The 22,246-nt window shown below is 73.3% G+C and carries 18 protein-coding genes, 2 pseudogenes and 1 riboswitch; of the genes and pseudogenes, 8 read left to right on the top strand and 12 right to left on the bottom strand.

The genetic code is table 11. The features are described 5' to 3' along the window. Positions 1 to 83: 83 nt before the first annotated feature. From ACL06G_RS16250 to thrC, 5 genes are all read right to left on the bottom strand, one after another. Positions 84 to 1,568, bottom strand: coding sequence for an alanine/glycine:cation symporter family protein (locus ACL06G_RS16250; RefSeq protein WP_412786177.1), 1,485 nt, complete (start codon positions 1,566 to 1,568; stop codon positions 84 to 86). Positions 1,569 to 1,856: 288 nt separating this feature from the next. Next, on the bottom strand, positions 1,857 to 3,485 hold the full coding sequence (gene groL / locus ACL06G_RS16245) for a chaperonin GroEL (RefSeq protein WP_412786178.1): 1,629 nt from the start codon (positions 3,483 to 3,485) through the stop codon (positions 1,857 to 1,859). A gap of 310 nt (positions 3,486 to 3,795) precedes the next feature. Next, positions 3,796 to 3,999, bottom strand: a complete 204-nt coding sequence (locus ACL06G_RS16240) for a cold-shock protein (protein WP_016472377.1) — start codon at positions 3,997 to 3,999, stop codon at positions 3,796 to 3,798. 417 nt (positions 4,000 to 4,416) lie between these two features. Beyond that, on the bottom strand, positions 4,417 to 4,695 hold the full coding sequence (locus ACL06G_RS16235; protein WP_412786179.1) for a MoaD/ThiS family protein: 279 nt from the start codon (positions 4,693 to 4,695) through the stop codon (positions 4,417 to 4,419). 49 nt (positions 4,696 to 4,744) lie between these two features. After that, entirely contained in the window at positions 4,745 to 6,037 is a 1,293-nt protein-coding gene (thrC, locus tag ACL06G_RS16230) for a threonine synthase (RefSeq protein ID WP_412836216.1), read from the bottom strand. 17 nt (positions 6,038 to 6,054) lie between these two features. Continuing rightward, positions 6,055 to 6,196: riboswitch (SAM riboswitch) on the bottom strand. Between the two features lie 172 nt (positions 6,197 to 6,368). Here thrC and ACL06G_RS16225 point away from each other — a divergent pair. Continuing rightward, the gene (locus tag ACL06G_RS16225; RefSeq protein ID WP_412786181.1) at positions 6,369 to 7,331 is read left to right on the top strand and encodes a glucosyl-3-phosphoglycerate synthase; all 963 of its coding nucleotides are present in this window, start codon (positions 6,369 to 6,371) and stop codon (positions 7,329 to 7,331) included. Positions 7,332 to 7,441: 110 nt separating this feature from the next. Next, a complete protein-coding gene (locus ACL06G_RS16220) occupies positions 7,442 to 8,914 on the top strand; it encodes an alpha,alpha-trehalose-phosphate synthase (UDP-forming) (protein WP_412786182.1) in 1,473 nt (490 codons plus the stop codon). A 27-nt stretch (positions 8,915 to 8,941) separates the two neighbouring features. On the opposite strand, the gene ACL06G_RS16215 is transcribed toward ACL06G_RS16220, so the two are convergent. From ACL06G_RS16215 to ACL06G_RS16205, 3 genes are all read right to left on the bottom strand, one after another. After that, positions 8,942 to 9,763 carry an endonuclease/exonuclease/phosphatase family protein gene (locus ACL06G_RS16215; RefSeq protein WP_412836215.1) on the bottom strand — a complete coding sequence of 274 codons (822 nt, stop codon included), beginning with the start codon at positions 9,761 to 9,763 and terminating at the stop codon, positions 8,942 to 8,944. Positions 9,764 to 9,862: 99 nt separating this feature from the next. Next, positions 9,863 to 10,741 carry a trehalose-phosphatase gene (gene otsB / locus ACL06G_RS16210; RefSeq protein WP_412836214.1) on the bottom strand — a complete coding sequence of 293 codons (879 nt, stop codon included), beginning with the start codon at positions 10,739 to 10,741 and terminating at the stop codon, positions 9,863 to 9,865. A gap of 37 nt (positions 10,742 to 10,778) precedes the next feature. Continuing rightward, positions 10,779 to 11,042: a DUF3263 domain-containing protein gene (locus ACL06G_RS16205; RefSeq protein WP_412786185.1), complete on the bottom strand. Its 264-nt coding sequence runs from the start codon at positions 11,040 to 11,042 to the stop codon at positions 10,779 to 10,781. Positions 11,043 to 11,155: 113 nt separating this feature from the next. On the opposite strand from ACL06G_RS16205, the gene ACL06G_RS16200 reads away from it, so the two are divergent. The 4 genes from ACL06G_RS16200 (at position 11,156) to ACL06G_RS16185 (ending at position 15,417) form a co-directional block, all read left to right on the top strand. Beyond that, positions 11,156 to 12,106, top strand: coding sequence for an SIS domain-containing protein (locus ACL06G_RS16200; protein WP_412786186.1), 951 nt, complete (start codon positions 11,156 to 11,158; stop codon positions 12,104 to 12,106). A gap of 136 nt (positions 12,107 to 12,242) precedes the next feature. Further along, a complete protein-coding gene (locus ACL06G_RS16195; RefSeq protein WP_412786288.1) occupies positions 12,243 to 13,142 on the top strand; it encodes an ROK family protein in 900 nt (299 codons plus the stop codon). After that, a complete protein-coding gene (nagA, locus tag ACL06G_RS16190; RefSeq protein ID WP_412786187.1) occupies positions 13,139 to 14,311 on the top strand; it encodes an N-acetylglucosamine-6-phosphate deacetylase in 1,173 nt (390 codons plus the stop codon). The genes ACL06G_RS16195 and nagA overlap by 4 nt, the downstream gene beginning before the upstream one ends. A 143-nt stretch (positions 14,312 to 14,454) precedes the next feature. Further along, positions 14,455 to 15,417, top strand: coding sequence for a 1-phosphofructokinase family hexose kinase (locus ACL06G_RS16185; protein ID WP_412786188.1), 963 nt, complete (start codon positions 14,455 to 14,457; stop codon positions 15,415 to 15,417). Positions 15,418 to 15,460: 43 nt separating this feature from the next. Here ACL06G_RS16185 and ACL06G_RS16180 read toward each other — a convergent pair whose 3' ends face one another. The 3 genes and pseudogenes from ACL06G_RS16180 to cdgB all read right to left on the bottom strand — a co-directional run. Then, entirely contained in the window at positions 15,461 to 16,426 is a 966-nt protein-coding gene (locus ACL06G_RS16180) for a carbohydrate-binding protein (protein ID WP_412786189.1), read from the bottom strand. A 153-nt stretch (positions 16,427 to 16,579) separates the two neighbouring features. After that, positions 16,580 to 17,095, bottom strand: a pseudogene (locus tag ACL06G_RS16175) (GGDEF domain-containing protein); the annotation flags it as partial. Between the two features lie 92 nt (positions 17,096 to 17,187). Next, positions 17,188 to 18,265 (bottom strand): annotated as a pseudogene (gene cdgB / locus ACL06G_RS16170) (diguanylate cyclase CdgB); the annotation flags it as partial. 292 nt (positions 18,266 to 18,557) lie between these two features. Between cdgB and ACL06G_RS16165 the strand changes: the two are divergent. Together ACL06G_RS16165 and ACL06G_RS16160 are read left to right on the top strand one after the other, a co-directional pair. Next, on the top strand, positions 18,558 to 19,172 hold the full coding sequence (locus tag ACL06G_RS16165; protein WP_412786190.1) for a flavin reductase family protein: 615 nt from the start codon (positions 18,558 to 18,560) through the stop codon (positions 19,170 to 19,172). 86 nt (positions 19,173 to 19,258) lie between these two features. Beyond that, positions 19,259 to 19,930 carry a pentapeptide repeat-containing protein gene (locus tag ACL06G_RS16160; protein WP_412786191.1) on the top strand — a complete coding sequence of 224 codons (672 nt, stop codon included), beginning with the start codon at positions 19,259 to 19,261 and terminating at the stop codon, positions 19,928 to 19,930. Between the two features lie 56 nt (positions 19,931 to 19,986). On the opposite strand, the gene ACL06G_RS16155 is transcribed toward ACL06G_RS16160, so the two are convergent. Further along, positions 19,987 to 22,170 (bottom strand): SpoIIE family protein phosphatase, encoded by a 2,184-nt coding sequence (locus ACL06G_RS16155; RefSeq protein WP_412786192.1) that lies wholly within the window; start codon positions 22,168 to 22,170, stop codon positions 19,987 to 19,989. Between the last annotated feature and the right edge of the window lie 76 nt (positions 22,171 to 22,246).

The following is a 22,246-nucleotide window of genomic DNA, read 5'->3' as shown; positions in this document are numbered from 1 at the left end:
CCGCGGGCTGCCGGGACCGACAGTCCGCGGGTAGCCACCGGCCCGAGGGGCTAACGGAGGATTCGGCGTCCGGCGCGGCGCCGTCAGCGGCGCTGCGCGACCTCCTCGGCCGCGCCGGAGGTGCCGCGCGCGTCCGGGACACCGGACGGCTCCCAGCACCGGACGCCCTCGAGGCCGGTGAGCCGGTCCCGGGTGAACACCGGGTCGAGGCCGTCGCGGCGCTGCCGGACGTAGTCGTCGAGCAGGCGGAAGGCGACGATCGACAACGGCAGGATCGCCAGCAGGTTGACCAGGGCCATGGCGCCCATGGCGACGTCGGCCAGGCTCCAGACGACGCCGACCGAGCCCATCGCGCCGAGCACGGTGGCGGCCAGGATGATCACGCGGTATCCCTGCATCACCGGCTTGCTGTCCGTGACGAAGCGGATGTTCGACTCGCCGTAGTAGTAGTTTCCGATCATCGAACTGAAGGCCAGCAGGAAGACCACGACCGCGAGCACGTGGCCCGCCCAGCCGCCGAGAGCCTGCTCCAGCGCCGTCCGGGTGACGTCCGCGCTGCCGCGCTCGGCGAGCGAGGGGCTCGTGGAGAGGATGACGAAGGCGGTCATGGAGCAGACGATCAACGTGTCGAAGTAGACGCCGAGGGACTGCACCAGCCCCTGCTTGACCGGGTGGCTCACGTCGGCCGTCGCGGCCGCGTTGGGGGCGGAGCCGAGGCCGGCCTCGTTGGAGAACATGCCGCGCCGCACGCCCTGCATCACGGCCGCGCCGATCGCGCCGCCGGCGGCCTCGCGGAGCCCGAAGGCGCTCTCGACGATGTCGCCGAGGACCCGGGGCACCTCGTTGACGTTCAGGACCAGCACGACGGTCCCCATCAGCAGGTAGAGCACCGCCATGAACGGCACGAGCACCTGAGTGACGTTCGCGATCCGCTTCACGCCGCCGAACACCGTGAGGGCCAGCAGACCGGCCAGTGCGACGCCGACGACGAGGGTGAACGGGGTGGAGCCGCTGCCGCCCGAGGACTCCAGCACGGTGGAGATGGTGTTGGACTGCACCGCGGTGAAGACCCACCCGAAGGTGAGCGTGATGATCACGGCGAACACGATTCCGGCCCAGCGCCTGCCGAGGCCGTGCTGGATGAAGTACGCCGGTCCGCCCCGGAAGGTGTTCTCGTCGTCCCGGTCGTCGTTGCGCACCTTGTAGAGCTGGGCCAGTGTCGACTCCACGAACGCGGTGGCGCCGCCGATCAGCGCCATGACCCACATCCAGAACACCGCTCCCGCGCCGCCGAGGGTGATGGCGGCGGCGACGCCCGCGACGTTGCCCGTGCCGATGCGGGCGGCCGCGGAGAGGGTGAAGGCGCCGAAGGCGGAGACGGACTTCCTGCCCGACGCCGCGTCCGGCGCGGGGTCCTTCAGGACGCGCAGCATCTCGGGGAACAGCCGCAGCTGCACCACTTTCGAGCGGAGGGTGAACCACAGGCCCGCTCCCGCGACCAGCGGGATGAGCAGGTACGTCCAGAAGTGGTCGTTGATCTCGACGATCAACGTGTCCAGGGTGTGCATGGGTCAGGGATTTCCTCGGAGTCGGGGAGTGCTCGGCTCCTCGTGCAGCGTGGTGCGTCCGGGGCCGCGGGAACCGGAATACGGTCCTCCGTTTGAAGCGTTCCGGACGGAACCTAACCCACCGGTCGACGCCCATTCACCTGCGACGCGGTGCGGAATGTCACAGGCATGCGCAAGGGCCCCTCCCCGGCGGGGAGGGGCCCTTGCGAGGCAGGGGCAGCACGCGTCGCGGCGAACACCGCAGCGAACGGTGCGGCCGGGCGGAGCGCCCGATCCTCGGTGGGAGGATCAGAAGCCCATGTCACCGCCCATGCCGCCGGTCGGGTCGGCGGCACCGGCCGCGGCCTTCTCCGGCTTGTCGGCGATCACGGCCTCGGTGGTGAGGAAGAGCGCCGCGATGGAGGCGGCGTTCTGCAGCGCGGAGCGCGTCACCTTGGCCGGGTCGATGATGCCTTCGGCGATCATGTCGACGTAGTCGCCGGTCGCGGCGTTCAGGCCGTTGCCCGGGGTGAGGTTGCGCACCTTCTCCACGATGACGCCGCCCTCGAGGCCGGCGTTCACCGCGATCTGCTTGAGCGGGGCCTCCAGGGCCAGCTTCACGGCCTGCGCACCGGTGGCCTCGTCGCCCTCCAGCTCGAGCTTCTCGAAGGCCGAAGTGGCCTGCAGCAGGGCGACGCCACCGCCGGCGACGATGCCCTCCTCGACGGCCGCCTTGGCGTTGCGCACGGCGTCCTCGATGCGGTGCTTGCGCTCCTTGAGCTCGACCTCGGTGGCCGCGCCGGCCTTGATGACGGCCACGCCGCCGGCCAGCTTCGCGAGACGCTCCTGGAGCTTCTCGCGGTCGTAGTCCGAGTCGGAGTTCTCGATCTCGGCACGGATCTGGTTGACCCGGCCCTGCACCTGCTCGCTGTCACCGGCACCGTCGACGATGGTGGTCTCGTCCTTGGTGATGACGACCTTGCGGGCGCGGCCCAGCAGCTCCAGACCGGCGTTCTCCAGCTTGAGGCCGACCTCCTCGGAGATGACCTGGCCGCCGGTGAGGATGGCGATGTCGCCCAGCATGGCCTTGCGGCGGTCGCCGAAGCCCGGCGCCTTCACGGCCACGGACTTGAAGGTGCCGCGGATCTTGTTCACCACGAGGGTGGACAGGGCCTCGCCCTCGACGTCCTCCGCGATGATCAGCAGCGGCTTGCCCGACTGCATGACCTTCTCCAGCAGCGGAAGGAGGTCCTTCACGTTGCCGATCTTGGAGTTGACGATGAGGATGTACGGGTCCTCGAGCTCCGCCTCCATGCGCTCCATGTCGGTGGCGAAGTAGGCGGAGATGTAGCCCTTGTCGAAGCGCATGCCCTCGGTGAGCTCCAGCTCGAGCCCGAAGGTCTGCGACTCCTCGACGGTGATGACGCCTTCCTTGCCGACCTTGTCCATGGCCTCGGCGATGAGCTCGCCGATCTGGGCGTCGGCGGCCGAGATGGAGGCGGTGGAGGCGATCTGCTCCTTGGTCTCCACGTCCTTGGCCTGCTCCAGCAGCGCCGCGGAGACGGACTCGGTGGCCTTCTCGATGCCGCGCTTCAGCGCCATCGGGTTGGCGCCGGCGGCGACGTTGCGGAGACCTTCCTTGACGAGCGCCTGGGCGAGAACGGTCGCGGTCGTCGTGCCGTCACCGGCGACGTCGTCCGTCTTCTTCGCGACCTCCTTGACCAGCTCCGCACCGATCTTCTCGTACTCGCCCTCGAGTTCGATCTCCTTGGCGATGGAGACACCGTCGTTGGTGATGGTGGGGGCGCCCCACTTCTTCTCCAGCACGACGTTGCGGCCCTTGGGGCCGAGCGTGACCTTGACGGCGTCGGCGAGCTGGTTCATCCCGCGCTCGAGGCCGCGCCGCGCCTCCTCGTCGAACGCGATGATCTTGGCCATGGAAGTGGTCCTCCCGGACTGGGGTGGGCATCGAAGGACCGCGCTGGCGCCCGCGACGGACGGTCTGCGAGCCTGACGGTTCCCTGCACCGTCCGGCCTGCGGACCTCACCGACCCGGTCCTGCTGTCACTCTCACCTTCAGAGTGCTAACGCCAATGATTAGCACTCGACCCCTTCGAGTGCAAGCGCCTTCGGCCACGGACCCTGCGCGGAACTCCGCGCGCACCGGCACCACCACGACGCGGGCGAGGGCCCGCACCCCGATGGGATGCGGGCCCTCGCCCCGGATACGTCGGTACCGGTCGGCGCTTCAGCCGGTCACGCGGACCATGTCCGCCTGCGGCCCCTTCTGACCCTGAGAAATCTCGAACTCGACCCGCTGTCCTTCGTCCAGGGTGCGGTAGCCGTCCATCTGGATCGCGCTGTAGTGGACGAACACGTCCGCACCACCGTCGACCGCGATGAAGCCGTAGCCCTTCTCCGCGTTGAACCACTTGACGGTGCCCTGAGCCATTACTAACTCCCCTATTACTGGCCCTTGCACGAGCCCGCACTTCGCGGACCCGGGTCAGACCTCACCACCGGCGGGCCGGAGGTGTGCGCCGGAACGCGTCGACCGCCGCTGAATGTATCTGCCCGAACGCCGTCCGCAACAGGTCGGAAGAACGAGAATTCTGATACCGGCACTTCCCCACATAGAGGGAGAAGAAGGGGAAAAACCGGACGACAAAAAGGGGCCGGTGCGGCAAAAGCGACATCGATTTCCGGCCCAAAGTGGCGCGTTCACACAGGTACGCGGCACTCACAGAAGGGGAACGGTTTCACTCTACTCCCTCCCGGAACACCGACTGACCCCCTCCAGCGCTCCTGGAGGGGGTCGTCCCGTGCGGCCGGCGGCGCGGAACGGCACCCGCGCCGGCCCCACGGCCCGTCAGCAGCCGCCGGCCACGGCCGGGATGATCGACACGCCGGCACCGTCCGGCGTGGCCGTCTGCAGGCCGTCGACGAAGCGGACGTCGTCGTCGTTCACATAGACGTTGACGAAGCGGCGCAGCTTCCCGGCGTCGTCGAGGACACGGGCCCCGATGCCGGTGTGGTTGCTCTCCAGGTCGGCCAGCACCTCGGCCAGGGTGGCCCCCTCCGCGGGGACCTCGGCCCTGCCGCCGGTGTAGGTGCGCAGGATCGTCGGGATACGGACGTTGACGCTCATGGGTTCACCTTCCATGGGTACGGGAGTGCGGCGGTGGTGACGCGCCGGTTCAGGCGAGGCCGGCCTCGCGGAACGCGTCCAGGCTGGGGCGGATGGTCGCGCGGGGGCGGGCGGCCTCCGCCACGGCGTCGAGCGTCTTCAGCCCGTCGCCGGTGTTGAGCACCACCGTGGTCAGCGACGGGTCCAGCACGCCCTCCGCCAGCAGCTTGCGGGTGACGCCGAGGGTCACGCCGCCGGCGGTCTCGGTGAAGATGCCCTCCGTGCGGGCCAGCTGGGTGATGGCGTCGACGATCTGCCCGTCGTCGACGTCCTCGACGGCGCCGCCGGAGCGCCGCGCGATGTCCAGCACGTACGGGCCGTCCGCGGGGTTGCCGATGGCCAGGGACTTGGCGATCGTGTCCGGTTTCACCGGCCGGACGACGTCGTGTCCCTCCTTGAACGCGCGCGACACCGGCGAGCAGCCCTCGGCCTGGGCGCCGAAGACCCGGTACGGGCGGTCCTCCACGAGGCCGAGCTCGATCAGTTCGCGGAACCCCTTGTCGATTTTCGTCAGCTGCGAGCCGGAGGCGATGGGAACGACGATCTGGTCCGGCAGCCGCCAGCCGAGCTGCTCGGCGATCTCGTAGGCGAGCGTCTTGGACCCCTCGCCGTAGTACGGCCGCAGATTGACGTTGACGAAGCCCCAGCCCTCGCCCAGCGGATCGCCGATGAGCTCGGAGCAGAAACGGTTCACGTCGTCGTAGCTGCCCTCGATGCCCACCAGATCGCCGCCGTAGACGGCGGCCATCACGACCTTGGCCTGTTCCAGGTCATGGGGGATGAACACGCAGGAGCGGAAGCCGCCGCGGGCCGCGGCGGCACCGACCGCGCCGGCCAGGTTGCCGGTCGAGGAGCAGGAGAGCGTGGTGAAGCCGAAGGCCCGAGCCGCCTCGACGGCGATCGCCACCACGCGGTCCTTGAAGGAGTGCGTGGGGTTGCCGGAGTCGTCCTTGACGTGGAGCGACCCGCCGGCGGCGGATACGCCCAGCTCGCGGGCCAGGTTCCCGGCGTCCACGAGCCGGGTGAAGCCGGGATCGGTGTTCGGCCGTCCGGCGACGTCGGCCGGCACCGGCAGCAGCGGCGCGTAGCGCCACATGGTGTCCGGCCCCGCCTCGATCCGCGCGCGGAGGCCCTCGGGGTCGCCGGTCGGGAGGTCGTAGGCGACCTCCAGCGGCCCGAAACACTCCTCGCAGGCGAAGACCGGTCCCAGCGGGTTGCGCGCCCCGCACTCGCGGCAGGACAGAGCTGCGGCGGGACCGAGCGGAGCGGTGGCGGCTGACTTCTCAGGAGCGTGCACAGCCATGAAGGCGAGGCCCTTTCTCCTCATCTTCCTCGCGGCGAATCTCACCACGAGCCGGAATTGGCACCTTCCCGAACCGGGAGCCCCGCCTTTTTCTGCAGGACCGGCCGGAGGGTTGCCGGGGCTTCATCGGGCCGTTCCCTCTGCCCCTCTGGATGAGCGGTGTGAAGTTGTGGACCGGCGGTGGCCGGTTCCGGCGCTACCCCCGGCATGTGCCGGCGGGGCGCGTTGTTCAAGACTGTAACGGACGGACCGCGCTGTACAGCGGAGCGTCCGAACCGCGAGACAGGCGCCCCGCAGCGGGCTGTGGGGGCGCCACGAAGGAGAACCCGACGTGCTGGACGAGGTCCACGACTGGCTGGAACGCCGCTCCTGGTCCGCGGCCGACCGGCCGCGCGAGGACCTGGCGGCCGCGAAGGCGGCCCCGGGGGCACCGAGCGTGAGCGTGGTGCTGCCCGCCCTCGACGAGGAGCGCACGGTCGGCGCCATCGTGTCGGTGATCCGGCGCGACCTCATGGACGGCCCGCTGCCGCTCGTCGACGAGCTGGTCGTGCTCGACTCGGGCTCCACCGACCGTACGGGTGAGGTCGCCGCCGCAGCCGGGGCGAAGGTGGTGCACCGCGACGAGGTGCTGCCGCACGTGCCCGCGGTGCGGGGCAAGGGCGAAGTGCTGTGGCGGTCGCTGCTGGTGACCGGCGGCGACATCGTGTGCTTCGTCGACGCCGACCTGCGGGACTTCTCCTCCCGGTTCGTCTCCGGCATCGTCGGGCCGCTGCTGACGGACCCGGAGCTCCAGCTGGTCAAGGCGATGTACGACCGGCCGCTCGGGGACAGTCCCGTGGGCGGCGGCCGGGTGACCGAGCTCGTGGCCCGGCCCCTGCTGAACCTGCACTGGCCGCGGCTCGCCGGATTCGTGCAGCCGTTGGGCGGGGAGTACGCCGCCCGCCGCGGCCTGCTGGAGCGGCTGCCCTTCCCGGTCGGGTACGGCGTCGAGCTGGGGCTGCTGGTCGACGCGCTCGACACGGTGGGCCTGGACGCCCTCGCCCAGGTCGACGTGGGCGTACGGCGCCACCGCCACCAGGACGGGCTGGCGCTGGGCCGGATGGCCGCCGCGATCCACCACGCGGCGCAGCTCCGGCTCCCCGGCGGGGAGGCCCTGCGGCCCAGCCTCACACAGTTCTCCCGCGGCGAGGACGGTTTCGTGCCGTGCACGCACGCCGTGGAGGCCGGGGAGCGGCCGCCGATGCTCCGGGTGCCCGAGTACGCCGCCCGCCTCCCCCGCCACGGTCGGGACTGAGACCGGCGGGCGGCGGGAGCCCGCGGCGCCGGCCCGCCCGCCGTCCGCACCGCTCCACCCCTCCGGCGCGGATACGTTTCGGTACGGGGCGCGACGGCTAGGCTCCGGCCATGGCCGCTGAGCGTTCCGCCCAGGTACTCGTCGCGTCGAACCGGGGCCCCGTCGCGTACCGCCCCGCCGACGGCCCCGGACACGAACTTCTCGCCTCGCGCGGCGGCGGCGGCCTGGTCTCCGGGCTGAGCGCCGTGGGACCGGAGGCCGGCGCCGTCTGGGTGTGCGCGGCCCTGGGGCCCTCGGACCGGGAGGCGACCCGCCGGGCCGGGCGACGCCTCGACCCCGCCGACACCGGCGGGCAGGCGGTGCGGATGCTCGACATTCCCGCCGAGGTCTTCGACGGCGCCTACAACGGCGTCGCCAACTCCGTCCTGTGGTTCGTCCACCACCTGCTCTACCGGACACCGGTCGAGCCGTCCTTCGACACCGACTTCGACGACCTGTGGGCGGCGTACGAGGCGTACAACGCCGCCTTCGCCGACGCGCTCGCCGAGGAGGCCGCCGAGGGCGCCGCGGTCCTGGTGCAGGACTACCACCTCTCCCTCGTGCCGGCCCTGCTCCGGGCACGCCGCCCGGACCTGAGGATCGGTCACTTCTCGCACACCCCGTGGGCACCGCCGGACTACTACCGGATGCTTCCCGACGACGTCGCCGCGGCCGTGCTGCGCGGCGTCCTCGGCGCCGACCGCGCCGCCTTCCTCACCGACCGGTGGGCCCGCACCTTCGCCGACTGCTGCGCGGACGTGCTGGGTGCGAAGGTGACCGCCGCGGACGACGGCGGGCTGCTCGTCACCCACGGGGACCGCACCACCCGCCTGGGCACCCATCCGCTCGGCGCCGACGGGGACTTCCTGCGGGAGCGAGCCCAGCGCCCCGACGTCACCGAACGGCGCCAGCAGCTGCGGGCCCAGGTCGGCGGCGGCGACCGCAGGATCGTGGTCCGGGTCGACCGCACCGAACTGTCCAAGAACATCGTGCGCGGGCTCCACGCCTTCCGCCGGCTGCTCACCGATCACCCCGAGTGGCAGGGCCGGGTGGTGCACCTGGCCTTCGCCTACCCCTCACGGCAGGACCTGGCGGTGTACCAGGAGTACACCGCGGAGGTGGCCGAGGTCGCCGAGGAGATCAACGCCGACTTCGGCACTCCGGCGTGGACCCCGGTCGTGCTCCATGTGGAGGACGACTTCGCACGGTCCCTGGCCGCCTACCGGATGGCGGACGTCGCCCTGGTCAACCCGATCCGGGACGGCATGAACCTCGTCGCCAAGGAGGTGCCCGTCGTCTCCGACGAGGGCTGCGCGCTCGTCCTCTCCCGCGAAGCGGGTGCCTGCGCCGAACTGGCCGAGGACGCGCTGACGGTCAACCCGTACGACATCCGCGAGACCGCGCAGGCGCTCCACGAGGCGCTGAGCATGCCGCAGGACGAACGGGCCGCCCGCACCGGGCGGCTCGCGGAGGCGGCCACCGCGCTGCCGCCCGCCGCCTGGTTCGTGGCCCAGCTCGACGCGCTCCGTGCCCCCGCGCCGTAGCAGTACCGCACGCCCCGCGCACCTGCCTCATGCGCCGTCGCCGAGTTCGGCGACGACCGCCGCATGGTCGGACGGCCACACCCCGCCGACCGGCCCGTCGCCCGCACGGCGCACCCCGCGGACGTGGCCGAGACCGCCCGGCCCGGGCTCGGCGACATGGATGTAGTCGAGGCGCACGCCGGGGTCGCGCCGCGCCGCGACGTACGGGTTCTGCGCCATCCGGGTCGCGGAAGGCTGCGAGGGGTCCGCCCACTCCCAGGCGTCGATCAGCACCTGGTCCGGGACGGCAGGGCCCGTGCGGTACCCGCCGAGCAGCCGCATCTCGTCGGAGTCCGGGCAGGCGTTGTAGTCGCCGGTCAGCACAGCGGGATGCGCGTGGCCGGCACGGCGTTCCGCCACGAACCGGGCGAGCGCCCGCACCTGCCCGACGCGGACGGCCGACTCGGCGAGGCCGGAGTTCAGGTGCGAGGTGAAGAAGGGCACCGGGGCCCCGGGGGCGTCCAGCAGGGCGTGCAGGCACAGCCGCCCGTCGTCCGTGCCGGCAGCCGTGGGCAGCCGCAGCGTGGCGCTGTCACGGACGGGCCAGCGGCTGAGCACGGCGTTGCCGACGCCCCACGCGTCGGCCTCCGGTTCGTCGAGGCGGCGCCGCCAGCCGCCGGGTGCGTCGGACTCGGCCCGGATGCAGTACAGCCCGAGGTCCTCGGCGAGCCGGTCGGCGAGACTGTCGTCGCCGCGGGTCCAGTTCTCCTGGAGTCCGAGCACGTCGGGCCGCACCTCGCGCAGCACGTCCCGGATCGCGGTGCTCCGTTCGGCCAGCGGGCCGAAACGCCACCAGAGGTTCCACGTCATCACCCGCACACCGGGTGCCTCCCCCGCGGTGCTCCGCCCCATGCTCCGCCACCGGCTGGGACACCTCCTCCGGCGGAACGGGCGGCGCCGGAAGCCCCGTCAGCGGCCGCGGTGCGCGGCCAGGGCGTCGGCCAGGGCGTCCAGCAGCGCGACGACGCCGTACGGGCCGTCGACGACGAGGTCGGCCCGCTCCGCGAGTGCGGTGACCTCGTCGCTGCCGCTGCACACCAGCAGCCCGTGCAGCCCCTCCGCCCGCAGCTCCTCCACCGCGGCGAACGCGGCGAGGTCGCCGAGGTCGTCCCCGGCATACACCACGGTCCCGGCGCCCGCGGCGCGGGCCAGGCCGGTCACGGCCGCGCCCTTGTCGGTGCCCGGCGGACGCAGTTCCAGCACCGCCCGGCCCGGCTCGACGGTGAGTCCGTGCCGCCCGGCCAGGTCCGTCAGGGGGGCGCGCAGCCGCCGGAACGCGACCGACGGCTCCGCGGCGCGGCGGGTGTGGACGGCGACCGCACCGCCCTTGTCCTCCACGTGCACGCCAGGGTCCGCGCCCGCTGCCGCCAGGACGTTCGGCAGCTCCTCCCGTACGGCGGCGACGCCGGGGTGCGGCGGTGGGGAGGTGAGCTCGCCCGTGGCCGCCTCCCAGCGCTCCGCGCCGTACGCCCCCAGCACGACAAGCCCGTCCAGGCCGGTGACGCCGGCGAACCCGCCGTAGCGGACGGCCCGTTCCGCGGGACGTCCGGTCACGACGGCCACGGCGGCGACCTGCGGGGCCAGGCGGGCCAGTGCGGGTACGGCTCCGGGATGCGCCCGTGCCCGGTCGGGGTCGGGCACGATCGGCGCGAGGGTGCCGTCGAAGTCCAGCGCCACCACCGCCCGGGCGGGGTGGGCGAGGAGCCGTCGGAGTCCGGTGCGCCCCGCCGTGGTGGCCGGGACGGGGAGGGCCGGAGGGACGGAAGGAGCACCGCGGTCACTGCCCATGGGGGCGAGCCTACCCAGCCGCGGCGGGCACGAGGGGTCACCGGCGTGCGCGCTGCGCCTCCCGCCGGCGCCGGAGCCGGTTGACGGTGACCGGGTCGTGGGCGAGGGCCCGCGGATCGTCCAGCAGGGCGTTGAGCAACTGGTAGTACCGGGTGGGGGACATGTCGAGGCGCTCCCGCACGGCACGTTCCTTGGCACCGGGCCCCGACCAGGTGCGGCGTTCCAGCGCGAGCACCGCCCGGTCCCGTTCGGACAGGCCGTCCCCGGTGTCCCGCCGGTCCGGATCCCCTTCCTCGCTCATGCGGCAAACCTACTCTGCGCCGGGGTAGGCACGACACGTAAGGTCGACGCCGCCCGGGCGGCCGACTTCCCGACACCCGCCCGTCCACCGCACGCACCGAGGAGCGCCGTCCCATGACTGCCGGAACCGAGCAGCCCCCGTCCCTCACCGAGACCGAGATCGCGACGCAGCCGCACTGCTGGCAGCGGGCGGCCGACGAAGCCGACGGATTCGGGCAGGCGCTGCCGCAGCGCGGAGAGCGGGTGGCAGTGAGCGGCTGCGGAACGTCCTGGTTCATGGCGCAGGCCTACGCGGCGCTCCGCGAGGCGTCCGGGCAGGGGGAGACGGACGCGTTCGCGGCGTCCGAGTTCCCCGCGGCGCGCGCGGAGTCCTACGACCGTGTCGTCGTCATCACCCGTTCCGGGACGACCACCGAGGTGCTGGACCTCCTCGGGGCGCTGCGGAACCGCACCCGCACCGTGGCGCTCACCGCCGACCCCGCCGGCCGGGTCCTCCGGGCGGCCGACCGGGTCGCCGTGCTGGACCACGCGGACGAGGAGTCCGTGGTGCAGACCCGGTTCGCGACGACCGCGCTCGCTTTCCTGCGCGCCGGGCTGGAGCAGCACGGCAGCCTGCCGGTGAAGTCGGTGGCCGAGGCGGCCGCGGATGCCGAGAACGCCGTCGCCGTGCCGCTGCCGGCCGGTGCGGCGGTGGCCGAGCAGTGGACGTTCCTCGGCAGCGGCTGGACGTACGGGCTGGCGCTGGAGGCCGCGCTGAAGATGCGTGAGGCGGCCGGGGCATGGACGGAGGCGTACCCGTCCATGGAGTACCGGCACGGGCCGATCGCGATCGCCGCGCCGCGCCGGGTGGTCTGGCAGTTCGGGGCGCTGCCGGAGGGGCTCGCGGAGGACATCGCGGGCACGGGCGCCGAGTTGGTCGCCGCGTCCCGGGACGCGGAACGGGTGCCGGACCCGATGGCGGACCTGATCCGGGCCCAGCGGCTCGCGGTGGAGGTCGCCCGCGCGCGGGGCTGCGACCCGGACCGGCCGCGGAACCTGACGCGCAGCGTGGTTCTGGACGGCTGAGACCCCGTGCCGCGGGGGCCCGGAGGTCCGGGCCTTCGCAGAAGATCATCGAACTGGACTAGACCTCTACCCGGTCGCGCGGGAGACTGAGGAGGTGAGTCCGTACGTCATCGCCCTCGACGTGGGCGGCACAGGGATGAAGGGCGCCCTTCTCGGCCCGGTCGGCGAGGAGCCGCTGCACGAGGAGCGGCGCGGAACGCCGCGGGATCGAGGCCCGGAGGCCGTCGTCGCGGCCCTGCTGGACTTCGCGTCCGGACTGCGGGACCGGGGCACGGCCCTGCTCGGCGAGGAGCCCGCCGCCGCGGGTGTGGCGGTGCCGGGGATCGTCGACGACGCGTCGGGCACCGCACTGTTCGCCGCCAATCTGGGCTGGCGGGACGTGCCGCTGCGCGCACTGCTCCGGGAGCGCCTGGGCACCGAACGGGTCGCACTGGGGCACGACATGCGGACCGGTGGTCTCGCCGAGGGCCGGCTGGGCGCGGGGGCGGGCCTGGACCGCTTCCTGTTCGTCGCGCTGGGCACCGGCATCGCCGGAGCGCTGTGCGTCGACGGCCGTATCGAGCCCGGGGCCCACGGCGCGGCGGGCGAGATCGGCCACGTCGTACTCCGTCCGGACGGCCCGCCGTGCGGCTGCGGACGGCGCGGCTGCCTGGAGACGCTGGCCTCGGCTGCGGCCGTCGGCCGCGCCTGGGCCGCGGCCTGCCACGATCCGGCAGCGACGGCCGCGGACGCCGCGCGGGCGGTCGCCGCGGGCGATCCGCGGGCGCGCGCCGTGTGGCACGACGCCGTCGCGGCGCTGGCCGACGGCCTCGTCGTCGGCGTCACGCTCCTCGACCCGGGAACGCTGATCGTCGGCGGCGGGCTGGCCGAGGCGGGCGCGACCCTTTTCGACCCGCTGCGCGAGGCACTCGCGGAGCGGGTGACGTTCCAGCACGTTCCCTCGATCGTCCCGGCGGCCCTCGGGGACGCCGCCGGATGCCTGGGCGCGGGACTCCTCGCCCGGGACCTGCTCTCCGCGGAGGTGATCGGCCGATGACGGCGACGACGCAGCGCACCGTACTGACCGGGGCCCGCCTGGTACTTCCGGACGGCGTGGTGCAGGGCGGCCGGGTCGCGGTGGAAGGGGGCGTCATCGTGTCCGCCGGACCGGGCGGCGGGGACGTGCCCGCCGGGGCAGCCGTCACCCACGATCTGCCGGGCCACTGGGTGGTGCCGGGCTTCGTCGACATGCACGTGCACGGCGGGGGCGGCGCCTCGTTCTCCGCCGGCACGCCCGAGGAGGCGCTGCGCGTCGCCGCGCTGCACCGCCGGCACGGCACGACCACCATGGCCGCGTCCACGGTGACGGGGGACCTGGACGACCTGGCACGGCAGGCCGGAGTGCTGAGCGAACTGGTGGAACAGGGCGACCTGGCGGGCATCCACTTCGAGGGGCCCTTCATCGCGCGTGCCCGCTGCGGGGCGCACCAGCCCGCGCTGCTCCGCGATCCCGACCCGGCGGACGTCCGCAAGTTGCTGGAGGCGGCGCGGGGCACGGCCCGGATGGTCACGCTGGCTCCGGAGCTGCCGGGAGGACTGGAGTCGGTGCGCTTCCTGGCGGACCAGGGCGTGGTCGCGGCGGTCGGGCACACGGACGCCACGTACGAGGTGACGCGGCAGGCGATCGACGCGGGCGCGACGGTGGCGACGCACCTGTTCAACGCGATGCCGCAGCTGGGCCACCGCTCCCCCGGCCCGGTGGCGGCGCTGCTCGGCGACGAACGGGTGACGGTGGAGCTGATCGACGACGGCACCCATCTGCACCCGGCCGCCCTGGCGATGGCGTTCCGTGCGGCGGGAGCCGAGCGGGTCGCCTTCGTGACCGACGCCATGGGTGCGGCGGGCATGGGCGACGGCGTCTACCCGCTGGGCCCGCTCCGGGTGGAGGTGCGCGACGGCGTGGCCCGTCTGGTGGACGGCGGCTCGATCGCCGGTTCGACGCTGACACTCGATCAGGCGTTCCGGCGGGCGGTGACGGTGGACGGCCTGGCCGTGCCGGACGTGGTGCGGGCCCTGTCGGCGAACCCCGCCCGGCTGCTGGGGGTGGACGACCGCGCGGGATCGCTGGAGGCGGGGAAGGACGCGGACCTCGTGGTCCTGGACGAGCACTTCGCCGTGGCGGCCGTCATGCGGCGCGGCGGTTGGGTGGTGCCACCGGCCGTGTGACACGCAGGAGGGACGGCCGCCGGGCCGGGCGGCTCACACCTCTGGGCCGACCCGACCCCACGATGGCATGATCATCCCCGCAGTTTTCCTTCTCGTACGACAAGGGACAGCCACGTGAACACTGCGGCAAGGGACGGACACGCGTGATCCTGACGGTAACCCTCAACGCCGCCCTGGACGTCACCTACCGCGTTCCGCGTCTGGAGCCCCACGGCTCCCACCGGGTGCGCGAGGTGCAGGAACGGCCGGGCGGAAAGGGCCTCAACGTCGCCCGCGTCCTCGCGGCGCTCGGCCACGACACGGTGGTCACGGGTTTCACCGGCGGCCGTACCGGCGAGGCCGTCCGCAGACTGCTCGCCGCTGACACCGCGGGGTCGGACCGGCCCGGACACCTCGGCGACGCCCTGCTGCCGGTCGGCGGCAGCACCCGCCGCACCCTCGCCGTCGTCGACGACGCGACCGGCGACACCACACAGCTGAACGAGCCCGGACCGCACATCACCCGCGAGGAGTGGACCGGCTTCCTCACGGGCTGCCGGGAGTTGCTGGCCGGCGCGCGCGGCACCTGCCGCGCCCTCGCCCTGTGCGGCAGCCTGCCGCCCGGCGTCCCGGTGGGCGCCTACGGCACGCTGGTGCGCGAGGCCAGGAACGCGGGCGTGCCGGTCGTACTGGACACCAGCGGGGAGCCGCTGCGGCGAGGGCTGGCCGCCCGGCCGGAACTCGTGAAGCCCAATGTGGCGGAGCTCGCCGGGATCACCGGCACCAACGAGCCGCTGCACGCGGCACGGGAGGCCCGGCGCCGAGGGGCGCAGGAAGTGGTCGCGTCCCTGGGGGCGGAGGGCCTGATCGCGCTCACCGCCGAGGGCACCTGGCGCGCCGCGCCGCCGCGCCCGCTCGCGGGGAATCCGACGGGAGCCGGCGACTCCGCCGTGGCCGGGCTGCTCGCCGGTCTGGTCGAAGGTCTGCCGTGGCCGCAGCGCCTGGCGCGGGCGGTGGCCGTGTCGGCGGCCACGGTCAGCGCCCCCGCCGCCGGCGAGTACGACCCGGCGGTCTACACCGACCTGCTGGAGAAGGTCGTGGTGACCGAGGAGGCCCCGGTGGCCTGAGCCGGGCGGCGGGCCGGCCGTCCGGGGCCGGGTCCGGACGGTCCTACGGCTGCTTCGTCAGCCAGAACTGGTCGAGGAGCACGTCGCACTTGTCTCCCTTCCGGCAGGAGACGGTCACGGTGTTGCGCCCCTTCTTCAGGTTCACGTCGGCGTAGGTGTAGGTCCAGCTCTTCGCCCAGTCGCCCTTGTCGGCATGGGCGAAGTTGTCCATGTTCAGACCGCCGCCGTGGGACTGGCCGTTGACGTCCAGCGAGGTCCGCATCTTCTTGCCAGGGACGCTGTACTGGATGTACATCCGGTACGTGCCGGCCTTCTCCATGTCGAAGGCCCAGGTGGCACTGGAACCTTCGGCGTTCATCCCTGCCACGTAGGCGCCGTTGCGTGCCTTGGCCCCGGGGACCGTGTTCTGCACCTGGGCGTCGCCGCCGAGACGGAACGTCGCGGCGTCCTCCTTGGGAAGGTCGGCCTGCTTCGGCTCCGGCTTCTCCTGGTCGTCCTCTTCCCGCTGCTCGGGCTGCTCCCGGGCATCGGCACTCGCCCCTGCCGTCGGGGTGCCGCCCGACCCGGTGCCGCCCGACCCGGTGGAATCGTCCCCGTTGACGAGCATGGCCGAGCCGATGCCCACGACGACGGCCGCGACCACGGCGACCGCACCGATCAGCAGGCCGTTCCGGTTCCCGCCACCGCGACCGCCTTCCGACGGGCCGGGGGCGCCGGCCTGCCGCGACGCCGCCCTGCCGCCCGGCATCGTCTCCGGCGCCGCGTAGTGGGCGTTGGGGCTCCCGTCCCCGTACCCGCCGTACGGGGCGGCGGGGGGCGGCCCACCCTGCGGCTGCCGCGCTCCGTACTGCCGCTCGCCGACCGCGCGCACCTGGTTGTAGGAACGCCGAGGTACGCCCGGCTGCGGCGTCTGCGCGGACCCGTCGCGCGCGCCGCCCTCCTGGCGGTACAGATAAGCGAACGGGTCGTCGCCCTCCGGCGCGTCCGCTCCCTGGTTCTCGGCGGTCATTCCCTGTCACTCCTTCTGCGTCAGGTATCCGGCCGAGCCTACATCCAGGGGGCGGCCGCCATACCAACGAGGAAGTGATCATCCAGCGGACGGCGCCGCACGAACTCGTGCGATGCGTCACAGACAGGCCGGCGGCCGGGCAGTCGCCGCGCCTCAACCGGCGCGGCGCCGCCCTCCGCCGCGGGACCGCTTCTCCACGTACATGCGCTGGTCCGCGGAGTGCAGTACCTGCTCCACGGACATGCCGCAGGCGGCCCATCCGATACCGAAGCTCGCGCCGACCCGGACGGCGCGCCCGTCGACCCGGATCGGCGGAATGATCGCGTTCCGCAGCCGCACCGCCAGATCCTCCGCCTCCGCGGGGCCCACGCCGTCGGCGAGCACCACGAACTCGTCGCCGCCGAGCCGGGCGACGGTGTCGTTGTCGCGGACACCGCCGGACAACCGCCGGGCCACCTCGACGAGCACGGCGTCTCCGCAGTGGTGCCCGAAGCGGTCGTTGATGGACTTGAAGCCGTCGAGGTCGCAGAAGAGCACGGCGAGGCCCTTCTCGCCCTCGTGCCGGGGCTGGACCGCGTGGGCGTGGTGGGGGTCGCGCCCCCCGTCGAACCCGCCGGCGCCGTTCGGGGCGGGGAGCGGCACGTCGAACGGCGGGTCTGAGGTGGCGCCGGGAGCACCCTGCTCGGCGCCCGGCAGGCCGAACCTGGACACCGGGTTCCGCCGGCCGTGGGTCAGCACGGGGCCGATCCCGTCGCTGCCGCCGGGGTCGGAGCAGAGCCGCCCCCGCAGACGGGCACGAAGCTCGGCACTGTTCGGCAGGCCCGTGAGCGAGTCGTGGCTGGCGCGGTGCGCGAGCTGCAGCTCGTGCCGCTTGCGTTCCTCTATGTCCTCGACGTGCGTGAGGAGGAAGCGGGGGCCGTCCGTCGCGTCGGCGACCACCGAGTTGCGCAGCGAGACCCACACGAAGCTGCCGTCGCGCCGCGCCAGCCGCAGCTCGGCCCGGCCCCCCTCGGCGGAGGTGCGGAGGAGGGTGCCGATGTCCTCGGGATGGACCAGGTCGGAGAAGGAGTACCTGCGCATCGCCGAGGCCGGCCGGTCCAGGAGGCGGCACAACGCGTCGTTCGCGCGCAGCAGCCGGCCGTGCTGGTCTCCGCCCATCTCGGCGACGGCCATGCCGCTCGGCGCGTACTCGAAGGCCTGCCGGAAACTCTCCTCGCTGGCACGCAGCGCCTGCTGGTCGCGCTCCAGGCGGACCAGGGCCCGCTGCATGTTGGCGCGGAGCCGCGCGTTCGACAACGCGATGGCGGCCTGCGTGCTGTACAGCTGCAGGGCCTCCCGCCCCCAGGCGCCGGGCCGGCGGGAGTTGCTCGGCCGGTCCAGCGACATGACGCCGAGGAGCTCGCTTCCGGAGGTGTAGAGCGGCGCGAACAGGCGGTCGTCGGGGTGCCACTGGTCGGGGTGACCGGTCACCTCGACCGGGGAGTGCCACTGCGGCACGTCGTCCTCGTTGAAGACCCACGCCTCCTCGGCGGGGACGAAGCGCAGGTGCCCCCACTGCACGCCCATGGCCAGGCGGCGCTCCCAGGAGGCCCGGGAACCCACCCGGCCCGCCATCACGGTCTCCGCGGCCTCGCTCCCGGCGACCGCGGCCACGACGAGGTCGCCGTCCGGGCGGACGAAGTTCACGGCGCACAGCTCGAATCCGGTGCCCGCGACGGCTCCGTCGGCGATCGCCTGGAGAGTGTCCGCCATGCTTCTGGCGGTGTTCAGGTGCGCCACGGCTTCGTGCAGTGCGCGCAGGCTGGCGAGGCGGACGTAGGGCTCCGACTCGGTCTCCATCGCCTCCCCCTGAGCATCGGCGTGAACGGCGGTTCCGCGGCCGTGATGCGTGGCGTCCGGGTGCGCCTCCTGTGCCCCTGCCTGTGCACGTGCACGTGCAGTACTCCACTGAATCACAGTCAGCACCACCGCCGGTACACAGGGTCAGCATCCGGTCACTGTTGTGACTCATGTCACACATTCGGATCGGGCGGCCCGCCCGCGCCGCGACCACGCTGCGGAAGACCCTGGTCACCGTACAGAACGGAGTGAGTCCATCCGCTTTCAGCCCGCCCCTGGTCCTAGGCCCCGGATGGTCCCCGGGTCCGATGTCCGCCATCGGACGGACCCGATAGCGTCTCCCGACGTGTCCCACGCAGTGCAGCAGCAGACGACCGGAACCGCGATCCCCCATGCTGAGGGGGTGAGCGAGGAGGAATTCAAGGCCGCCATGTCCCGGCTGGCCGCGGGCGTGGTCCTCATCACGGCCCACGACCCGGAGGAGGGCCCGAGCGGCCAGGACGCCGGCATGACCGCGACCGCCTTCCTGTCCGTCTCACTGGACCCCCCGATGGTGATGGTCAGCGTCCGCGACGGCTCCCGCATGGACGAACTCCTGGAACGCCAGCCGCTGTGGGCGGCGTGCCTCCTCACCGAGAACCAGCGCCAGGTCGCCGGACGCTTCGCGATGAAGGGCCGCTTGAGCGACCGGCTGCTCTTCGACGAACTCCCCCACACCCACGGCACGGCCACCGGTGCGCCACTGCTCGACGAGGCGCTCGCCGTCATGGAGTGCCGCACCGAGCAGCGCGTGCCGGCGGGCGACCACAACCTGGTCATCGCGCGGATGCTGACCTCCTCGGTCCGGCACGGCGAAGGAACCGGACCGCTCACCTACTTCCGGGGCCGCTACCGCACGCTGTCCTGACTGTTCCCGACCGCGGTCCGAACGCCTCGAACGGCCCGGACCGCGACCGGAACCCCCTGTCGGTCCGCTCCGGCACAGTGGAGCGCATGACCGCCCCGACGAACCGCCCCGTGCGGCGCCCGCGCCTGCCCGCGTTCGACCACCCCGACCTCGCCCCGTACCACGGCCCCGGCCTCCGCCCCGACGGCGACCACGACACCGAGTCCCTCACCGGCCTCGACCTGGCCGGAGCGGACGCGGCAGGCACCACGTTCCTCGACTGCGCGCTGCGCGCGTGCGACCTCACCGAGACCCGGCTGAAACGCGCCCGGCTCCTCGACACGGCGCTCGACGGGGTCACCGGCGTGGGCACCGACCTGTCCGGGGCCGAGCTCCGGGACGTGGAGATCACCGACGCCCGGCTCGGCGGCCTCCAGCTCCACGGCGCCCGCCTCACCCGGGTCCACGTGCGGGGCGGGAAACTGGACTTCCCGAATCTGCGCCGGGCCCGCCTCGTGGACGTCGTGTTCGAGAACTGCGTGCTGGTCGAACCGGACTTCGCGGGAGCCGAACTGGAACGGGTGTCCTTCCCCAGCAGTTCGCTGCGCCGCGCAGACCTCTCCACCCACGGCATGCGCGACGTCGACCTGCGCGAGACCGCGGAACTCGACCTCGCGGCCGGCGTCGACCGGCTGTCCGGGGCCGTCATCAGCAACGCGCAACTCATGGATCTGGCACCCGCCTTCGCCGCCCGCCTGGGCGTCCGCGTGACGGACTGAGCGCCCGCACCCGGTCGCCCGGGACGTACGGGGACCGCGGCGGCATCGTCCCGGCCCTACGGCACCGGCACCTCGCTGTCGGGCAGCGGCTGCCCCGTCCAGATCGTCTTGCCCGTGGGCGTGTAGCGGCTGCCCCAGCGCCGCGTGAGCTGGTGGATCAGGAACAGCCCCCGGCCGCCCTCGTCGGTGGGGCGGGCGCGCCGCAGGTGCGGATGCGTCTGCGTGGGGTCCGAGACCTCGCATATCAACGTCTCGTCCTTGATCAGACGCACCTGCACCGGGCCACCCGCGTAGCGGATCGCGTTGGTGACCAGTTCGCTGGCGATCAGTTCGGTGGTGAAGACCAGCTCTTCCAGCCCCCAGGCGACGAGCCGGGCGGCGACCGCCTCCCGGGCCTCGCCGACGATGGCCGGGTCGGCCGGGAACTCCCACTCCGCGGTCTGCTCGACCGGCAGCCGCCGCGGCCGGGCCACCAGCAGGCAGGTGTCCGCGTCCGGCGGCTCCGGCACCAGGGCGCCCAGCGCGTTCCGCACCGCGTCCGAGGGCACCTCCTCCGAGCGCACGGCCTCGCCGAGGGCCCGGCACAGCCGGGCCTGCGCCGCGGTGACCGCCGCCATGACGTCGCCGTCCGGCGACCCGGGAAGGTGGGGCGCCGGCAGGTTCGCCGAGTACAGCGCCAGCAGTTCGCCCGGCTCCAGCACCACCTCCACGAGCTCGAAGGGCTCACCGCCCTCGCCCAGCGCCGGGCCGGGCTCGCAGTCCACCAGCCGCGCCTCCCCGTCCGGCGTGACCAGTGCCGGCGGCGGGTGTCCCGCGCTCGCCAGGGAGCAGCGGCCACTGACCGGGTCGAAGGTCGCGTACAGGCAGGTGGAGCCCTTGATGCGCCCCGACGGGCCGGCGGCGGAGGGGTCGTCGGCGGTGAGCCGCAGCACCAGGTCGTCCAGATGGGCCAGCAGTTCGTCCGGGGGAAGATCCAGGTCGGAGAGCGTCTGGACCGCGGTCCGCAGCCTTCCGGTGGCCGCGGTCGCCTCCAGCCCGTGACCGACCGAGTCGCCGACCACGAACGCCACCCGCGCCGAGGACAGCGGGATCACGTCGAACCAGGTGCCGCCGATACCCGCCGTGGTCGCGGCCGCCAGGCACGTCCCCGCGGCCTCCGCGGCGGACACCTCCACCACCGACGGCGGCAGCAGGCTGCGCCGCAGCGCCTCCGCCGTGCGGCGCTCCTGGGTGTAGCGGCGGGCGTTGTCGACGGCGAGAGCGGCCCGGGTGACCACCTCCTCGGCCAGTTCGGCGTCCTTCTCGTCGAAGGGCCTCCGCTCGCCGGTGCGCCACAGGTTCACCGACCCGAGCACCAGACCGCGGGCCTGCAGCGGCACGAACATGTACGAGGAGCCGCCGCGCGGTAGCAGCAGCCGGGCGCGGTCCGGGGCCTCCGCGAACGCCTCCCGCATCTGCGGATAGTCGGGGATGAACGAGGAGTGCTCCCGCAGGTACGCGGCCTCCATGGTGCGCAGCGTGGCCGTCTCGCCCGGCTGGTACAGCTCCTCCGGCCAGTCGCCGTCGACGGACGCGACGCCCATGCGGGTGAACGGCACTCCCCGCCGCACGTCCCCGGGCTCCTCGCCGACGAGGACCACCTCGGTCAGGTCGACGGCGACGAGATCCGCGACGTCCGGCACGAAGAACGCCGAGAGCTCCTCCGCGCACCGGCCGACGTCCAGCGAGGTGCCGATCCGGTCGGCCGCGTCGTTGACCATCGCAAGCCGCCGCTGGTCGCGGAACGTGTCGGTGACGTCCAGGACCATGCTCATGACCCCGGGACCGTGGCCCTCGACGTCGCCGAGCGGCACCGCCATCAGGGACACCACCCGCTCGCTCTCCGGCTCCCCGAGAAACCGTGCCCGGTACGGCTGCGGCGCCACCGCCTCGCCCGTCTCCAGCACCCGGCGGAGCACCTCACTGATCCTGGCGGCGTCCTCCGGCTCCAGCACGTCGTCGGGGGTCACAGCCCCCACGGTCGGCTCCTCGCCCCGGGATCCCGCGCAGGCGTACGACAGGTTCGTGCGCACCACTTTCAGGTCCGCGTCGTGCAGACAGAACCCGACGACGGACTGCGAGAAGAGCGCCTCCACCAATCCCTCGTACCCCTCGGACCGGGGCGCGTCGCGAAGGGATGCGTCCGTGACGATCCGGGCGGCATCGTCCACCAGGCGGGGATGCGAATCCGGGCGGTTCATACGCCATGTCCTGTCTTCGAAGGCGCCACCCGGGCGAGGTGGCGCTCGGCACCCCGTTCCCGCAACCGCACCCCGC

This window comes from Streptomyces callyspongiae (genome assembly GCF_047200695.1).
Classification (GTDB): domain Bacteria; phylum Actinomycetota; class Actinomycetes; order Streptomycetales; family Streptomycetaceae; genus Streptomyces.
This window is presented reverse-complemented; position numbering and strand designations above follow the sequence as displayed.

What these genes read in the sequence shown, in the direction of transcription:
- ACL06G_RS16215 (WP_412836215.1), bottom strand. Translation starts at nt 9,763, where the DNA reads ATGACGTGGAACCTCTGGTGGCGTTTCGGCCCGCTGGCCGAACGGAGC.
- ACL06G_RS16205 (WP_412786185.1), bottom strand. Translation starts at nt 11,042, where the DNA reads ATGAGCGAGGAAGGGGATCCGGACCGGCGGGACACCGGGGACGGCCTG.
- nagA (WP_412786187.1), top strand. Translation starts at nt 13,139, where the DNA reads ATGACGGCGACGACGCAGCGCACCGTACTGACCGGGGCCCGCCTGGTA.
- ACL06G_RS16180 (WP_412786189.1), bottom strand. Translation starts at nt 16,426, where the DNA reads ATGACCGCCGAGAACCAGGGAGCGGACGCGCCGGAGGGCGACGACCCG.
- ACL06G_RS16235 (WP_412786179.1), bottom strand. Translation starts at nt 4,695, where the DNA reads ATGAGCGTCAACGTCCGTATCCCGACGATCCTGCGCACCTACACCGGC.
- ACL06G_RS16155 (WP_412786192.1), bottom strand. Translation starts at nt 22,170, where the DNA reads ATGAACCGCCCGGATTCGCATCCCCGCCTGGTGGACGATGCCGCCCGG.
- ACL06G_RS16250 (WP_412786177.1), bottom strand. Translation starts at nt 1,568, where the DNA reads ATGCACACCCTGGACACGTTGATCGTCGAGATCAACGACCACTTCTGG.
- otsB (WP_412836214.1), bottom strand. Translation starts at nt 10,741, where the DNA reads ATGGGCAGTGACCGCGGTGCTCCTTCCGTCCCTCCGGCCCTCCCCGTC.
- ACL06G_RS16165 (WP_412786190.1), top strand. Translation starts at nt 18,558, where the DNA reads ATGGTCCCCGGGTCCGATGTCCGCCATCGGACGGACCCGATAGCGTCT.
- ACL06G_RS16220 (WP_412786182.1), top strand. Translation starts at nt 7,442, where the DNA reads ATGGCCGCTGAGCGTTCCGCCCAGGTACTCGTCGCGTCGAACCGGGGC.
- ACL06G_RS16160 (WP_412786191.1), top strand. Translation starts at nt 19,259, where the DNA reads ATGACCGCCCCGACGAACCGCCCCGTGCGGCGCCCGCGCCTGCCCGCG.
- thrC (WP_412836216.1), bottom strand. Translation starts at nt 6,037, where the DNA reads ATGGCTGTGCACGCTCCTGAGAAGTCAGCCGCCACCGCTCCGCTCGGT.
- ACL06G_RS16195 (WP_412786288.1), top strand. Translation starts at nt 12,243, where the DNA reads ATGAAGGGCGCCCTTCTCGGCCCGGTCGGCGAGGAGCCGCTGCACGAG.
- ACL06G_RS16240 (WP_016472377.1), bottom strand. Translation starts at nt 3,999, where the DNA reads ATGGCTCAGGGCACCGTCAAGTGGTTCAACGCGGAGAAGGGCTACGGC.
- ACL06G_RS16200 (WP_412786186.1), top strand. Translation starts at nt 11,156, where the DNA reads ATGACTGCCGGAACCGAGCAGCCCCCGTCCCTCACCGAGACCGAGATC.
- groL (WP_412786178.1), bottom strand. Translation starts at nt 3,485, where the DNA reads ATGGCCAAGATCATCGCGTTCGACGAGGAGGCGCGGCGCGGCCTCGAG.